14 protein-coding genes are annotated in these 15,816 nt (G+C 53.0%); 5 read left to right on the forward strand and 9 right to left on the reverse strand.

The genetic code is table 11. The features are described from left to right. The 5 genes from IH971_03715 to IH971_03735 form a co-directional block, all read right to left on the reverse strand. The coding region (locus IH971_03715) for a carboxypeptidase regulatory-like domain-containing protein (GenBank protein MCH7496941.1) at positions 1-2,203 on the reverse strand (2,203 nt) is incomplete at its 3' end. A gap of 558 nt (positions 2,204-2,761) precedes the next feature. Then, on the reverse strand, positions 2,762-3,472 hold the full coding sequence (locus IH971_03720; protein ID MCH7496942.1) for a hypothetical protein: 711 nt from the start codon (positions 3,470-3,472) through the stop codon (positions 2,762-2,764). 224 nt (positions 3,473-3,696) lie between these two features. Further along, on the reverse strand, positions 3,697-4,176 hold the full coding sequence (locus tag IH971_03725) for a hypothetical protein (GenBank protein MCH7496943.1): 480 nt from the start codon (positions 4,174-4,176) through the stop codon (positions 3,697-3,699). A 405-nt stretch (positions 4,177-4,581) separates the two neighbouring features. Next, positions 4,582-5,448 carry a zf-HC2 domain-containing protein gene (locus IH971_03730; protein MCH7496944.1) on the reverse strand — a complete coding sequence of 289 codons (867 nt, stop codon included), beginning with the start codon at positions 5,446-5,448 and terminating at the stop codon, positions 4,582-4,584. Between the two features lies 1 nt (position 5,449). Beyond that, positions 5,450-6,052 carry a sigma-70 family RNA polymerase sigma factor gene (locus tag IH971_03735; protein MCH7496945.1) on the reverse strand — a complete coding sequence of 201 codons (603 nt, stop codon included), beginning with the start codon at positions 6,050-6,052 and terminating at the stop codon, positions 5,450-5,452. 677 nt (positions 6,053-6,729) lie between these two features. Between IH971_03735 and IH971_03740 the strand changes: the two genes are divergently transcribed. The 3 genes from IH971_03740 to IH971_03750 all read left to right on the forward strand — a co-directional run bounded on the left by IH971_03740 (position 6,730) and on the right by IH971_03750 (position 8,886). After that, on the forward strand, positions 6,730-6,990 hold the full coding sequence (locus IH971_03740; GenBank protein MCH7496946.1) for a tyrosine-type recombinase/integrase: 261 nt from the start codon (positions 6,730-6,732) through the stop codon (positions 6,988-6,990). 646 nt (positions 6,991-7,636) lie between these two features. Continuing rightward, entirely contained in the window at positions 7,637-7,939 is a 303-nt protein-coding gene (locus IH971_03745) for a helix-turn-helix transcriptional regulator (protein MCH7496947.1), read from the forward strand. A gap of 68 nt (positions 7,940-8,007) precedes the next feature. After that, positions 8,008-8,886: an SDR family oxidoreductase gene (locus tag IH971_03750; protein ID MCH7496948.1), complete on the forward strand. Its 879-nt coding sequence runs from the start codon at positions 8,008-8,010 to the stop codon at positions 8,884-8,886. A 392-nt stretch (positions 8,887-9,278) separates the two neighbouring features. Here IH971_03750 and IH971_03755 read toward each other — a convergent pair whose 3' ends face one another. Beyond that, the gene (locus IH971_03755; protein ID MCH7496949.1) at positions 9,279-11,453 is read right to left on the reverse strand and encodes a carbohydrate binding family 9 domain-containing protein; all 2,175 of its coding nucleotides are present in this window, start codon (positions 11,451-11,453) and stop codon (positions 9,279-9,281) included. A 313-nt stretch (positions 11,454-11,766) separates the two neighbouring features. Between IH971_03755 and IH971_03760 the strand changes: the two genes are divergently transcribed. Beyond that, entirely contained in the window at positions 11,767-12,276 is a 510-nt protein-coding gene (locus IH971_03760) for a DUF1801 domain-containing protein (protein MCH7496950.1), read from the forward strand. 7 nt (positions 12,277-12,283) lie between these two features. Beyond that, entirely contained in the window at positions 12,284-13,462 is a 1,179-nt protein-coding gene (locus IH971_03765; GenBank protein MCH7496951.1) for an aminotransferase class V-fold PLP-dependent enzyme, read from the forward strand. Between the two features lie 33 nt (positions 13,463-13,495). Here the strand turns inward: IH971_03765 and IH971_03770 are convergent, their stop codons facing one another. The 3 genes from IH971_03770 to IH971_03780 are packed head-to-tail and all read right to left on the reverse strand — an operon-like array spanning position 13,496 to position 15,777. Then, complete coding sequence (locus tag IH971_03770) at positions 13,496-14,086, reverse strand: hypothetical protein (GenBank protein ID MCH7496952.1); 591 nt, start codon at positions 14,084-14,086, stop codon at positions 13,496-13,498. 44 nt (positions 14,087-14,130) lie between these two features. Further along, positions 14,131-15,102, reverse strand: coding sequence for an XdhC family protein (locus IH971_03775; protein MCH7496953.1), 972 nt, complete (start codon positions 15,100-15,102; stop codon positions 14,131-14,133). 48 nt (positions 15,103-15,150) lie between these two features. Beyond that, positions 15,151-15,777: an SRPBCC family protein gene (locus tag IH971_03780; protein ID MCH7496954.1), complete on the reverse strand. Its 627-nt coding sequence runs from the start codon at positions 15,775-15,777 to the stop codon at positions 15,151-15,153. Positions 15,778-15,816 lie beyond the last annotated feature (39 nt).

The raw sequence follows: 15,816 nt of genomic DNA on the forward strand, positions 1-15,816 counted from the left end.
GTTGAAGACCGAGCTCATAAATGACTGTACGCTGTGGCTTGAGTTCGCCATTACCCATCGTGGAAGTCAACCCGCCAGGCCAGACTTCAAATTCCGAATTATCGTACAAATGCTCAAAGGTTGGTATCTGGGAAAAATGACCATATGAAAAATGGATAACACCTCGATCAGTAATCGGATAGGAAATCCCAATCCGAGGACTCATATCATGTACAGGCTTTGTTTTTCTATAATTATTAGTCCATTCCTTACCCCGTACATTAACGGTATCGATAATTTCGCCCATTGCCGCTTCATATTCATCTATTCTCACCAGCCTGGTGCCGTCGTCGGAAATAGAAATTGATAAATATTTCGCGTTGTCCGGGTCTCTAACATCAATGGGGACTTTTGTGTTGGCATTGAAATAGTCATATCTCAAGCCTATATTGACAATCATGTCCTCAAATTCCATTTTGTCCTGGATGTATGCTGCAGCCTCCACCGGCAGGTGCCGATAGCTATTATTGGCGATGGAGGAGGCAATAGCAATAAAGGGTTCAAAGGGTTTGATTTCAATCCCGGCATTATTTTTTTTGGGAATGATTTCAAATTCGTTGAAAGACAAGACGTGTTTCCTGAATTCCATACCGGTTTTTACCAAGTGTACAGCATGAATTTGACTGGTTAGATCCAGCTTGCCCTGCAATGAACGCGTATTGCGGTTGAAATGCCACATCTCGGTACCACCCGTTATAAAAGCGTTCCTGGAGGCATCATCCAGTCGCTTTGGGTCCACATAGCTAGTATCGAGCGGCTCTTCATATACATACCTTTTAAAATCAAAATATGTGTCGGAGAGCTTAACGGTATAAAAAGTTTTAGAACTTAAGGAATGGTTCCAATTAAATGCTTGGGCATATCCATTTTTGAAACGTTGATAATCTCCCTCTGGATTGAGCTTGAATAGGTGGGAATATTCACGAAATTTAATTTCATCCCAGAAAAAACTGTAGGATACTTTAATCGAGGGAGAAATGCGAAAGGTAAGTTTTCCTTCCGTACTTATTTTGGCGAACCGGTTCATGGCACTAAAGGTGCCATCACCCGTCTCTTCAACATACACATTGGGTTCGCCGGGAGTTGCGCTGCCATCCGCTTCGCCAAAGTCTCCCGTGTCCGGGATTCCATCCTGGCCTACATCATCACTTCTAAAGTCCCAGTTCTGAAAACTGGAGGAATCGGCAGGCATGAATCTTTCTAGTCCGTAAAGCCAGCCCTTGGTATTGTACGATCTACCCGTTAGGAAAAAAGTTAATCTTTTACCAAACAGTGGAACGGGACCAGAAAAACTTATTTGCACATTTGTTATGTCGGCCGGGGTGAAATCACTGATATTCAAGTAGGTATCAGCATCGTTACTCAAGTAGTCCCCGGAGTAAAAGGATATATTGCCCTGGAATTTATCACGCCCTTCTTTCGTCACGACGTCTATGATGCCCGACATTGCCTGTCCATACTCAGCATTGAATGTCCCGCTAATGACCTGTAATTCCTGAATCGAAGTATTTTCAATTTCAATAGCGATCTCACCAGAGAAGGGGTCTGTTACCGAAAGGCCATCCACCAGGTAAGAGATTTCACTGGCCCGCCCTCCTCGCATGTGGATCTCGCCTCCGGCGCCGATTACAATTCCGGCCTGCAAGGCTATGATATCTCCAAATTCCTCTACCGGTATTTCCGCCAATTCCTCACTACCTACGATGGCAAGTGTGGAAGTTCGGTCCTTTTGAACGATCGGTCTACTGGCGATGACAAACAATTCCTCTAACTCCACTACCGTATGCCCCAATTGAAAGTCAAGCCGGGTGGTAAAGTCTATGGAAACCCTGACGCCCGTGGATCGGATGAGGTTGTAGCCAATCATAGTGACTTGCACTTCGTAGATTCCCGGTGGAACGTTCAGGATCACGTAGTATCCGTCTACATTGGTGGCCGCACCCAGATAGGTCCCTTGAATAACTATATTTGCGCCCACCAAGCCCTCCCCCGTCAAAGCATCCTCAACAAGACCGGTAATCTTACCGGTGGTTCCTCCTTTCAAGATTGAACCTGGGATACTCATCAGGAGACAAACAAGGAGGGTATGAATCAGCAGGGGTAATTGGTTTTGGGTCAGAGTACCCTTTATCCGGCGGAGATGTTTAGGTGAAGCAGCTGACATCCCGGTCCTTTTTTATCCCGATTTACCTGATGACGAAGGAGCTTAGGTCTTCAGAGCCTTTTAAACATTTGGGGCTAAAAACTAATGGAGACATTATGCCTTTCCAAGGTTTAATTGACGCCTCCTCTGAATCGTACAACTTGGTCACCACTGGTCACCGTAGGGCATATTCCTGACCCATTTTCCGGCGTCCTTTTCTATTTCACGAGGGAAAGTACATGAACTGAAAATCCATTGACCGGTAAAACAAAGGCCCCATCGATCTGTCAACCGGCTGAACCTCTGGCAGTGCGGTCACGATTTAGTCACGTTGGCCTCATAAACTGCTGTTTTTTTTCATAACCGACCGCGAGCTCATAACCCGAAGGTCGCAGGTTCAAATCTTACCCCCGCTACGCGTCGATAGCCCTCGGTACCATCAGCCAGCCGAGGGTTTTCCAAATATAGCCCGATTGTCGTTTGGTGCTGCCGAATGTCGCTGAGTGTCGTCCAGGCGGGCCCCAAATGGCCCCACCGGGTCACGTGTAGTGATGACGAGTGGATGGGCTTCGGACAGATCTATTTCTGGCCAGAAAGGTCCCCGAAAAATTCAATTATCAGATTATTTAGATCCGCTGCATGATGAGAGTGAAATAACTCCATGGAATGATAGTCACCGGAATATATCTTCAGTCGCTTCGGTTCCACTGCGATATCATAGAGGTCCATGGCATATTGAGCAAATGGTCTTCCATTGGCATAGTCATACTCGGCTGAGATGAACAACTTTGGGTACGGCGAGCTCAAATCACTTTCATCCAATCCTAACCGGTTATTCACCACTGGGGGAATGGAAATGGTGATTAATCCGTTCAACGCCGGCCCGTTTTTGGCAGATCCAAAGCCCCCCAGGCCGACCCCGAGACTGGCGATATTGTCATAGCCAAGGTCTCTGAGATATCCGATGATGGCCTCTACATCAGTGTGTACTTCTGCATATCGTGGCGATCCGCCCGTGAGGCCGCGGCCTTGAAAGTCAAATGCCAGAGCGGTCATGCCGTTGCGAGCCAGTTCCTCGGCCAGGGGAAGTAAACCTGTTTGGTTCTGACCCAGCACAAACGAATGGGCCAGCACCACAGCCTGATCTGCATGCGGCACCTTGAACAACGTTCCGGCAAGCATGACTCCGCTAACATTCCTTACCCAGACCTGTTCCACCGAGAATCTGTCCGGCTGGTCTGATTGCTGCTCCTCGGGTCCCTGGTGGTTGAAAAGATTTGTGGCTGGCATTGAGGATCCCAGCCGTGGCGAGCCTTGGCTGAGCTCAGCGGCCGTTGTGGCCCGGATGGAACCACCGAGCATGGCGACTAAAGCCAGGGCAATTAGGGTGTACTTGCAGCTCACCAGCTACTTATTGCGAATCCGGATGTCATGATCCCTCAAGTTGGATGGCATCTATTATGGGCGGCCAGCTCAGCTATGATTGAAATTCTGCTCGATGCAAGCTGCCGTACCTAATTCGTACTCATTCCGATGCTGTCTAAAAACTCCAAATAGCCGTCCTTTTTCAAAGTATCCCGTTCTTTCATGTAATAGGCTTGAATTCTGCCGAGACGTATCCACGTAGTCAAGTAATAGAGACTCATTGGGGAACTCGTTTGAGCTGTGAGACTCCCCGCCATGTCGCTTTTCAGGACAATGATAATACCCGGATGATCCTGCTTCATTCGGCGCGTGCCCGAAGCAATCAGTCCCCGGGCGGTCTTCGTAATGATCACCCCAACTGAACTATCCCAGGACGGAGCAATGCCAATTCTGGCTCCAGTGGCCAAGGGCTCGAAAAGCATGCTGTTTGTCTCCAGCCAGGCCTGCCATTGGCCAACCTCTGGGCCGTCGATTTTTCCAGCCCCATCGGCTGAGGTCGATCTCGTCGCCAGGTTCCGGAAGCCTCCCAGGAGATTGATGGCCAGCGTTAATCCCAGCAGTGACATCACAAGCAAGTACCAATATTTCTTGATCAGTTAATTAGCCCGCCGTGATGAGGTCCCTAAATGATGCTGTCAGCGCTTGATTCGGGAGCGGTCTTTCGAGGGAGCTTTTCGGATCATGGGAGTGAAACCCTGCTTCTCAAATACTGCGACAGATATTCTAGTTAAGGTTTGTGGTTACTATGCTGGTAGGTAGAATCTGGTTAGATATCCCAGTTTGAGCAACAGCCGCTCAATGTGGTGCACTGACCATATTCATACTCGACTTCATTCGTACCCATTGAAAAGGCGAAGCTTCCCAAGGTGAGAACGGCCATTGCAATCAACGCGAAGGTCTTTCTCTTGATCATAGTCACCCCCCTTTCTTCTGCCGATAGTCTTCTTGGAAGCAGGGTTCACTCCATCATGTATTTAAGATTGCTCGATCAGGGCGATCAATCTTGGCAATTCATCATAGATTGATTCTCCAACCAGCACGATCTTGCTGGTGCTGGTCACCCAGCTGACCACCTGATATTTACCCGCCTCAGAAACGTGGAACCAGCGTCCACCAATGAGTGTCCGCTCCAATTTGTACCTGCCAAACGTAAAAGGATGTTCCTGGGGTTGTTGGAACAGCACAATCTCATTGTGTCCGCTCGATATGCTGCACTGCACGGAATGGCAGCAGGCAGTTTTTAACAGTCTGGCATCAGTAATCTCATAATCCTGCGAGAGTAGCGCATAGGACGCCAGAGCAAAGGAGATGGAGGCCCCTGCCGACTCGTATTCCACGGGCTCGCTGTGATACAGCTGGTCAAACTGCGTTGGCTCACGGTCGCGTGACACCGCGTCGAGATATATCCCGTAGTCAAAATCATAGTGGCTCAGCATTTCTGCCCTTTGGGCTTGGGGGCTATAGAGTATTTTGTAGATCACCACCAGATTCGCCGCGAGCAGAACAGTCAAAGCTCCCATCATCGCAGGCCTGCGAATTGCTGGCGAAATAGTCCCCACCCAGCGCGGCGCGGCCGCCAACACAGCGCGAAAGCCGCCCGCGGCCCGCATTCGATTTCCAGATTCCAGTCGCTGCCCTATCCCTGCCCATAGTTGCTCGCGATTAGGCAGCGGCGATTGATCAAATTGCGAGGCCATGTGCGCCCCCTGGACGACTTTCTGGTAAGCTGCCCCACAAGCCGCACAGGAAGCCAGGTGCTCGCGTACTCTATTTGCGAATGCCTCATCCAGTTCCCCGTCCAGGTAGGCGGAAAAAAATCGTCGCATCCGAAAGTGTTTCATACTATGCTTTCTGCAGGTAGGTTCGGTCTACCGCCATTTTACTGAGGATATCTCTGAGGCGCGTACGGCCCCGATTCAACCGTGAACTGACGGTTCCCAACGAACAATTCAGGATACCTGAAATATCCAGCAGAGATAATTCTTCAATATGCTTTAAGATGATAACGGTCCTCAATTTTGGACTGAGCTGGCTCAACGCATATTGCAACAGCTCCTGAGTATCCATTTGCCAACGCTGATTCTTTGACACTTTTTCAAGGTTCATGTCCCTGTCCGCGCCGTCTGCTGCCCCTTCCCCATCGACAGAAGTATCAGCATATTGCCGGTAATATCGCAGCCTCTGGCGCTCTTTATCCCGGCAAACATTGAGCGTGACGCGGTATAGCCAGGTGTGGAACTTGGAACCTCCTTTAAACTGAATCAGGTCTCTTAAGACTTTCACAAATACATCCTGAGTAATATCCTCGGCCTCCTGGGTATTCCCCGTATAGCGTAGGCCCATCCGATAAACCCGTTCGTAGTGCTGCAGGAACAGTTCCTCAAAAGCCCGTTTGTCACCACGTTGGCAGGCGGCTATTAGTTCATCTTGGGCCGATCCGCTCATGGGCCAGAATTGATCGGCTCAATTGGGAGTCTGCTTAGGATATCCACGCCAGCTTCAATTGATTAGACGTTTGATAGTTCGAAATCATCCCTGAAATTATTCGGAATTGGGGTGTAGTAGATATGTCCCATGATGCCATCAGTCTGCCGTGCACGCCTGCCAAGATCGAAGGCTACATCAAGCGTCGGCTCGAGACTGGCCATTAGAAGGGCGGTATCAATGTCGATCTGCGCACCCTGAAAGCCCTCTTTTCATGGGCGTCAAAAGAGATTACCTGGATACCAACGCATTCGTAAAGGTTGAGATGTTCCAGGTGGCCCCTAGCACGCCAAGACCATTGACACCGGAAGAGCTCGAGGGGCTTTTTACGGGGTGTCAAAGGGAAAGTCGCTGGTACCCTCTGGTAATGGTTTACTTGCTGACAGGGGCACGGCTTTCTGAGGAGCTGAAGCCGAAACTATCATGGAAGGATATCGACCTAGAGAACGGGATACTGATACTGCCCTTCCGAAGGGGCCAGAAGTCAACCGAGTTTCCGATGGAGCCAGTACTCTTGGAAATATTCCGTGACCTCAAGGCGAATCCATACACGAAGGAGAATAGCAATCTGCCTGAAGACCAAGGAGTATCCATTCCCGTTCATTGCATCGTACGTTGGCCATAAGATCAAGGCCATCTTGAATAGGGCAGGCATTGACGCAACCGCTCATGATTTAAGGGACTCGTTTGTCAGTCACTTGATTTATCTGGGCTACTCCCTTGAGGACGTGAGCAAGATCGCCGGACACTCGACGATCAAGGTGACAGAAAGGCATTATTATGAGCAACTGCAGGAGCGCTGGCGGAGCATGCTCGCGGATTTGGGAAGCTACTTAGTCCGGAGCCAGCCTGGCGGCAAAACTGAGGCCGTAGAAAAAACGAGTCCGGAAAACGGGTAGAAAACGCCCCTATAGGTGCCCAATCCTGACCAATTCAGGACTTTTCCTGCAATCGGCAATAACAAATGGAAAAGCCCCTTCTCTCGATGGGAGAAGGGGCTTATCTTAGGGTGGCTCGGGGCGGAATTGAACCACCGACACATGGATTTCAAGATCATGTACATCTCGTCGTGAAATAATAAATGAGGCAGGAAAACGGGGCAGGAAATTGCCTAATGGTGACCAGTGGTGACCAGTTACTATGGCAACTGCGGATCATGCGCAGCCTTCAAGATGGTGCTGCTGAAGTAGGAAAAGCCTGCCTTTCAAGCCAGAACTAGCCCCTCATCTGGATACATAGCGGAATTACCCTCGTGGAAAATGGAGGGTACCGCTAGTTCAGTGATCGGGGGGACAGGTAACATAGTTCGGTAGTAGATTTTGAACAAGGGAGACGTGGTATCATATCACCGTGTGTTTTCCTCGGCAGCCAGGGTCATAAATTGGATTTTCAGATCATTTATCTCTCATCGTGAAACGGAAAAAGAGTATGGAAAACGAGGCAGTAGAATGCCTATTGGTGACCTACCCTGACTAGGATAGGGACCTGGGTCTTATTGAGGCTATTTTAATGGTTTTAAAGTTTTAAAAGTATTAAACTCGAAGCGTGAATGATTTCCAAGCACGAGCCGTACGCGCATTTAGTGCATTAGCCGACCCTACTCGGTACAAGATTGTATGCCTGCTGCTGGAAAAGGGAGAGCTTGGCTGTAGTGACTTCAACGAGCTGTTTGCCCTAAGCAAATCCGCCCTTTCTCACCACTACCGCATTCTGGAAAATGCTAACCTGATCCTGATTCGAAAAGAAGGCAATCACGTCTATTCTCGAATAAATCATAGCGTATTGGATGAATTGATCCCCGGATTTGCCGATGCGCATTTAAAAGGTGAATATCTGGAGGTTGGCTAATGGAAATCTGGCATCATGCCAGAATCGAATGGATACAACAAATCTATTAAAATGTAAGGAATGGAAAAATGTCTAGAAAAATAACTATTACTGGAGCCACGGGAAATATAGGACAATTGGTGGTGCCAGCTTTGTTGGCAGGCGGGGCCGAAGTAACCGCATTGGTCCGTGATGCTCAAAAGGCAGAAGGGCTTAGAAGCCAGGGAGTCAACATTGTGGCCGGTGAATACACAGATGCAGAGGCCGTTCAAACGGCCATTGAAGGTTCCGACGCCATACTGATGATTGCGCCTCCTAATCCAGACGCTGCGAAACAGATGAGCGGGCTAATCGCTGCCGCAAAACACGCTGGCACCCCGCATGTTGTACGAATGTCAGCCATAAAAGCAGCAGCTGACGCCCCGACGGAAAATGGCAAGCTGCATCATGAATCCGATAATGAACTTATGGCGTCGGGACTGCCTTATACCATTCTGCGCCCTCACTTCTTTATGCAGAATATTTGGATGTCTATTCCCACGATTCAGGAGCACAGTCAAATGTACTGGGGCATGGGCCATGGTAAGCTGGGCATGATTGACGTTCGGGACATTGCAGATATGACAGTGGAAATATTATTGAAGGGCTCTCATCTGGCTGAGATTCTTAACCCCACGGGTCCGGATTCAATAACCTTCTCACAGGTGGCTGAAGCCATTAGCAAATTCCTGGGTAAAGAAGTTTCATATATCAACGTGACCAACGAGCAGGTCAGACAAAGCATCATAGAGATGGGCTGGGGTGAATGGGGTGGTCAGGTGATGTCCGACTATGCCAAAGCTTGGTCCGAAAACTGGGGCGATTTCACCACAGACGATGTTGAAAAAGTTACAGGCAACAAACCCCGTTCCATCAATCAGTTTGTAAACGAAGTGCTTGCCTATGGATTTGAGCAGCCAACCGCCTAGGACATTTACTGTCGCGGCCGCGCCCACAGATCGCACGGTACGGACGGGGTGCTGCGGGCGGATCCTTTGATCAATTATCGCTTTGAGGGGGTTGAATGGAGCCCCGTTCGTCGTCATTTCATGCTTCTGTAACATTAAAATTCCTCGCGGGTGATGATGGGGCACTTTTATCCGTCCTTAAAAGACGACCTGGCAGTGGTCTCAGGCTGAACCAGCAGGGAAGACCCCAAGTGGTACCGCTTGATCCCCGATTCCTAGGCGGCAGCCAGACCCGGGTGCAGCACTTTAGCGGATCCATGCTGGTTGCTGCCAGCAGTCTTCTCGCACTTAAAGCAGCGAGTGCCGGCGGAATTGTGATTGTGCCACCGGGGTTGGCATCACGCTAGCGATGATTAGAAACGATAGTTGTACGAAGCCTTAAAAAAGATTCCCCGGCGCGTTTCCTGGTATCGGTTGAAGACCTTCGCCACGGCGCTATCAGTGGTCTCGGCTAAATTCACGCCATAGCCCAGAAACAGCACGCTACCGGGAAAATAACTGAAGCTGGCCAGCAGGTCGGTAGCTATCGACTCCTCCCCCGAGTTGGATTCGCTGATAATACGCAATGACAGGTATTTGTTTATTTGGTAGTTCAGTTTGCTGCGGATAATCTGAACATCAAATGCTAGCTCACCTGACGCCCGATTACGAAATTTCTGGTTCTGCCGATTGACATCGATGGTCAATTGGTCGGTAGGTTGAAAGACCAGGCCCACGCTGGTTACCACAAGATCGCCCTGAAAGGCGTCATCTGGGTCGAAATTTGGGCTACCCGCCAGCGAAGATGACCACTTGACCTGCAGCATCCTGTGGATTTGCGTTTGGCCATTTGTATTCCACTGATTCGCATCAAATACCTTACCGTTATACGCGATAGTTGCTCGTGGGAATTCCGTCGATATGCTGGTTGATCTTGCGAGACCCGCATTAAGCCATATTGCAGCCCAATGTTCCGGGAGATTCTGGTAAAGATCGCGCTGGCGGAAGCCATAAAACCCCGTATTCGCGAATTGGATGATGGGATTGTCGAAAAACCAGGTACGGTAGGCCATCCAGTTAAACTTGTTGAGGCCATCGCGGGGCACGAACCCATTTTGCAGCACAAAATTCTTGCTGATCTGGTGCAGTCCGAAGGTGATGTGCCAAGTGCGGCTGATGTACCAATAGTCAAAATCGGCGTTATGTGATCTTTGGACTTCGGCACCCGATGATTCAGCAAATTGGCTCAGTACCACGTTAGACTGTACGAACATATTGCCGTCAATGCGATAGTACCCATCCAAAGCAAACGAATGGTTGGCAGCTCCCCTATAGCCTCGGGAAGAAGTCATTGCGCCAATAAAGTTTTCTTCCCCAAAAAGCCGTTTGTAGCGCAATATACCCACCGCTGCGTTCTCGCCGGAGCCATCTTCAATTCCAGCCGCTTCGTCAATCGCAAGGAGCGCCGATATACCATTCTGGTCGCCTAGCCTGCCAGTCACTTTAGCGCCCAAGAGCGGGGCGCCAATCCGCCTGGTATGGGTGCTTGACCTGATACTACTGAAGTTGCTGGATGCCGCCAGTGCGAAATCCTCGGCACCCTCAAGGAAAAATGGCCGCTTCTCAGGAAAAAACAACGGGAAGCGGGTGTTGGCATCGATTTGGCCCGCATCCGATTCGACCTGGCTGAAGTCGGGCCGATAGGTCAGGTCCATGGTCAAGCTGGAGGTGAGACCCAGCTTGGCAGTCAACCCGAGACTGTGGCCCGAAATCGCCGGCTCTTTCGCGAGGGTACCGTCGTTCAACACTTTGACGTCCGATTGTGTCAGCGCGGGCAGCACCTCGTACGTTCGCTTAAATTTCAGATCAATGAAGGTTATGATTGCCATCTGACTTAACGCTGATCCTCTGTCGGGTGACACTGATGGGAATATGGCAGTTTCGGAGAAACGGATTATTTGCCGGCCGAATTGGATCCCCATTTTCACTGACTTACCCACGTTGTAGCGTAGCGACTTGAAGGGTATTTTCAACTCAACTGAATAACCCTCGCTACTAAGTTGTCCACCTGCATCCCAAATAATATCGATAGAATTGTCTGCGGCTCCGTCTTTAGTTACCAGCCCATCGCCCTGGGAACCTACGCCATTCACCATGAAATAGAGACCGGATTGAGAATCGTTTAATCCATCAATGGTGACCCCTACCACGTCGTCCTCAAATAGGCCGTCCCATTTGGCCACATTTGCCCGAATCTTGTCAGCCTCCCTGTCGAAAGCTTGGATTGCGAAATAAATATTATCATCATCATAAGCAACTTGGACGGTTGTCGTCTCGCTAACCGGTTTGCCGTAGTCGGGCTGAATCGTCTCATAGCCCGAGTAGATTGTGGCCCTGTTCCAGAAAGACTCATCAAATTTACCGTCGAGGGTCGGAACCTGGTCGATCTTGAGCGGGACGATTCCAAATGGCTGGACTTCATCTGCAGCCGCGACAAAAGTGCTGCCCACCAATACGAACAGAGTCATCAGAGCATTCAATTTTTTCAAGGGTTCACCTCCAACCGTTAAATCAGATTATCGGGAATGCCAGCTATAGGGTTAGACGTTGGATAGGATGGAAATCATCCCTCCCACACCAGAATTCGGTGACCACGATTCAGTTTTTGGTCGCAGGAATCCTACTGCGTCGCCAAGCTGCTGCCATCATTGTGTATGTGCGTGCCAGGCACCAACTGATGATGGCCGCATCATGACTATTGGCAGCCCCACCCATAGAGAGATTGGGGGCAATATTATCTGCAGGATGTCGGTTGGATTCGGCGATTGACAAACGCTCGCCGCTACAATAAGTTGCCTCAGCATGCATTCCAAAGCAGAGACGGTTGCCGCCTACCTGGACGAACTCGCTCCCCATCGGCGGGCCGCCCTTGAAGTTGTCCGCGAGCTGATTCTGAGCAATCTGCCCACCGGCTACGAGGAGGCCATGAACTGGGGCATGATCACCTACCAGTTGCCGCTGGCCATGTATCCTGACACCTACAACGGGCAGCCACTCATGGTTGCGGCGCTGGCCTCACAAAAGCGGCATATGGCGGTCTATCTTACCGGCATCTACGCTAACGAGGTGGCCCGCCAAAAGTTTGTGGCGAGCTACAAGGCTACGGGCAAGCGCCTGGATATGGGCGCAGCGTGTGTCCGTTTCAGAAAACTGGACGATCTGCCCCTTGAGCTCATCGGCAAGTCCATTGCCGCCCTGTCGCCGCAACGATTCATCCAGGTCTACGAGCAGTCTCGTACCAGGCCCAGGGCGGGCACGAGACCGGTGGGCCAAGTCAACCCATCGGCAGCGCACGGACCAACGCGCTCCTAGCTGGCAAATGAGCACCGAACAGACCCGCATCTATCTTGACTATCACGCCACGACGCCCGTCGACCCCAGGGTTTATCACGCCATGGAGCCGTACTTCACGGAACTGTTTGGCAATCCGGCCAGCAAGAACCACGCTTTCGGCCGCGAAGCCAGCGGGGCGGTTGAGCGGGCCCGGGCTCAGGTTGCCGCGCTCATCGGAGCCGTACCCAAAGAGATAATCTTCACCAGCGGCGCCACGGAATCGGATAACCTGGCTATCAAAGGCGTGGCGCGACAGGGCGGCAACGGGGCTGGCCACATCGTCACGCTGACAACCGAGCACAAGGCTGTGCTGGACCCCTGCAACGTCCTTCAGCACGGCGGCACTGAAGTCACCTACCTGGAGGTGGGGCACAGCGGCAGGGTGGACCTCGACCCGCTACGCCACGCGCTCAGAGACGACACCATGCTGGTGAGCGTGATGCACGCCAACAATGAGATTGGCGTCATCCAGCCGGTGGCCGAGATCGGAGCCCTGTGCCGTGAGCGCGGCATTCCCCTGCATGTGGACGCCGCCCAGTCCGTGGGTAAGATTTCTGTGGACGTAGCGGCCATGAACATCGATCTGCTGTCCATTTCCGGCCACAAGCTCTACGCGTCCAAAGGCATTGGCGCCCTCTATGTCCGCAGCGGGAGGCCCAGGCTTAAGCTCCAGCCGCAAATGGATGGGGGCGGCCACGAGCGGGGCTTGCGATCCGGCACCCTGCCCGTAGCACTCATTGTCGGGCTGGGGCTGGCTTGCGAGATTTGTGATCAGGAAATGGAGGCCGAGGCCGAGCGCATCACCGCGCTCCGGAATCAATTGGTAGACGGCCTCCTTGCAGGCCTGGCCGACGTGCGCATCAATGGAGATTTGTCTCACCGGCTGCCGGGCAACGCCAACATGAGATTTGCCCAGGTGGACGCCGAATCGCTCCTGCGCGCCCTGCCTAACATTGCCCTCAGCACCGGCTCGGCCTGCACCACCGCCAATCTGGAGCCATCGCACGTCCTTAAAGCTATTGGCCTGGACCATGAGTCATCGCTCTCCTCGGTGCGCTTTGGGCTGGGACGGTTTACCACCGCCCAGGAGGTGGCCACCGTCGTAAACGACGTGATCGCCGCAGTCAAACGGCTGCGGGACGCTCTATTGATCAAGTCGCACTGATCTGAATGTTGGGGAAGTGGTGGCCGGGCCGCGCTAAACCCAGCCGAAGCGAATCAGCGTCCGGTTCACCCGGATGGCAAACAGGGCGGCCAGGGCCAGCAGGGTGATGGTGAGGGCCGTGCTGAAGCGTCCGTAGACCTGCAGCCCCAGGATGATCAGGGTGATGACCAGGAACAGGCACAGGGTGGCCAGCTGTTTCCTGCGCACCCGGAATGGACGCAGCTGGTCAGCAAAGCCTTCCGCTACCGGGTGATCGGCGTCTACCGTCGCCATGAGGCTTTCGATGCGCGGCTGCAGCACCAGGTGAACATAGCTCAGCACGACGGTCAACAGCGCCAGCAGGAGCAGCTTGGTGAGCAGGATAGCGTTCGTCCACAGAGCTCCAAGGCCGCTGGGACCCACGACCAGCAGCAGGACCCCGGTGACAAAAGCCGACCCCTGGAAAACGAAACAGCGGTAGGCGCCCCGCCGGATGATGTTCTCAAAGTAGCGGTCGGTATTGTAATCAAAAGCGGTGGCGATCTGCGCCCGCTCGTTTACGATGATCAGGTTAAACAGGGGTATGGCCATGAAGACAAAGCTCATGGTGTGCAGGAATTTCAGCAGCTGGTATCCGTCAGTCACGTCCCGCCCCTGATGCCCCCTGCTCCCGTGACCCCGGAACCAGCCTAGGGGGCATATTTTTCGGGGTTGCTCTCGAACGATTCCAGGCAACCCAGTGAGCAGAAGTAGAAGGTCGTGCCCTCATATTTGGACGAGCCGGCCGCGGTGGCCCGGTCCACCGTCATCCCGCACACCGGGTCTATCTCTGTGGCTGCGGGCGTGGCTTTTGCAGCCCCGTTGCCGCTGTTGGGAGCCAGGCCGCCGGCACGCGTCACTTGGATAATCTCCGCCAGAACGCTCACCGCGATTTCTCCCGGAGTCACCGCCTTGATGTCGAGCCCGGCGGGCACCTTCACCTTGCCCAGGGCTGCTGCCGGGATGCCTCGCTTCTCCAGCCCCGCGAAAAGGCTTTCTGACTTTTTCCGGCTGGTGATCATAGTTAGATAGCCTACCTGGGCCTTGATGGCCGCCGCCAGCGCCTGCTCGTCCCCGTGCCCCTGGGTTGCCACCACGGCCGCAGACACCTCGCCTGCCTGGGCCGGTTTGGCATCAAAATGATTGTAATATGCAACATTACTGGGCAGTTCGCCGCCCTGGCCACCGGGGGCATACAGAGCGATGTCGTAATCCAGCACGGCCGCCAGACCAGCCAGGGCGTGGGCCACGGGACCGTCGCCAAAGATGAGCAACTTCATGCCCGGCAGGACCGGTTCGATGTGTATTTCAAGGGTCCCTCCACTCTCGCATCTCATGGCCAGCTCTTTCACCGCTTGGTTGGATTTTGTGTCCAACTCCACGTCGGGGCTCAGCCTTATCAGCCGGGCGCCACCCGACTGCAGCGCCGCCAGCGCCTCTTCAATGACCACCGACTGGGCACAGCCGCCGCCGATCCACCCCTCCAGTGTGCCGTCAGCGGTAATGATGGCCTTGGCGCCGGGCTTGGCTGAGGTGGGGGCCGTCGCTGCCACCACCGTCGCCATGGCGAAAGGATCGCCCTTGGCCTGCAGCTCGCTGGCCCGTTTCAGCCAGTGATTCATCGGCACCCTCCGTTCGAATCGCTGGGCCGTGGCAAGTTGGGTGCGGGGCTAGTCCCCGTTGTTGACTGTATTGGGTGATGGTCCATCGGAGGCACTGGCACCGCGGCGCGATTTGCCTTTGGCGCCGCCGAATGTGCGGCGCACCGCCCCCTTAATCGCCGCCGCGGCCAGCGAGCCGCCGCTTACGGCAGCCATCCCCTCGCCGACGCCAACCTTGGACCCGTCATCGGTAGGGCCTTCCAGCTGGGTCCGCAGCGCCTCGGTAAACTGCTCAAACAGTTGGTCGGATACGTCTTGGATCATGCGCGAACCGAACTGTGCCATGAGCCCCGATATGGTCAGGCTGGAGTCGCCGTGCACCACTGTGGCGTTGCGGCCATCGGCCTTGAGCTCGCCGGTGAGCTCCATGGTCGCGCCGCCTTTGCCCTTCTTGTCCTGACCCTTGCCCTTGATGAGGATGCGGTGCCTGCTGGCGTCCCGTTCCTCAATCGTCACCTCGCCTTTATAACTGGTCTTGATGGGCCCGACCTTGATCGTCACGGTAAAGGCATGGCGGTTCTCGTCCAGGGCCTCCCCATATTCCGCCCCCGGCAGACAGCCGATCACTTTCTCCATATCGCTCATGAACTCCCAGACCCGTTCAATGGGGGCCTCCACCCGGAACGATTTTGACATCCCCGCCTGCATAGGTTGCTCAGTCCGCCTGCAGGCGGG

The sequence above is a fragment of the Candidatus Neomarinimicrobiota bacterium genome, assembly GCA_022560655.1.
Lineage (GTDB): Bacteria > Fidelibacterota > Marinisomatia > SCGC-AAA003-L08 > TS1B11 > JADFSS01.

Coding starts and splice junctions, on each gene's coding strand:
- IH971_03750 (MCH7496948.1), top strand. CDS start 8,008: ATGTCTAGAAAAATAACTATTACTGGAGCCACGGGAAATATAGGACAA.
- IH971_03730 (MCH7496944.1), bottom strand. CDS start 5,448: ATGAAACACTTTCGGATGCGACGATTTTTTTCCGCCTACCTGGACGGG.
- IH971_03720 (MCH7496942.1), bottom strand. CDS start 3,472: ATGCCAGCCACAAATCTTTTCAACCACCAGGGACCCGAGGAGCAGCAA.
- IH971_03780 (MCH7496954.1), bottom strand. CDS start 15,777: ATGTCAAAATCGTTCCGGGTGGAGGCCCCCATTGAACGGGTCTGGGAG.
- IH971_03760 (MCH7496950.1), top strand. CDS start 11,767: ATGCATTCCAAAGCAGAGACGGTTGCCGCCTACCTGGACGAACTCGCT.
- IH971_03765 (MCH7496951.1), top strand. CDS start 12,284: ATGAGCACCGAACAGACCCGCATCTATCTTGACTATCACGCCACGACG.
- IH971_03775 (MCH7496953.1), bottom strand. CDS start 15,102: ATGAATCACTGGCTGAAACGGGCCAGCGAGCTGCAGGCCAAGGGCGAT.
- IH971_03735 (MCH7496945.1), bottom strand. CDS start 6,052: ATGAGCGGATCGGCCCAAGATGAACTAATAGCCGCCTGCCAACGTGGT.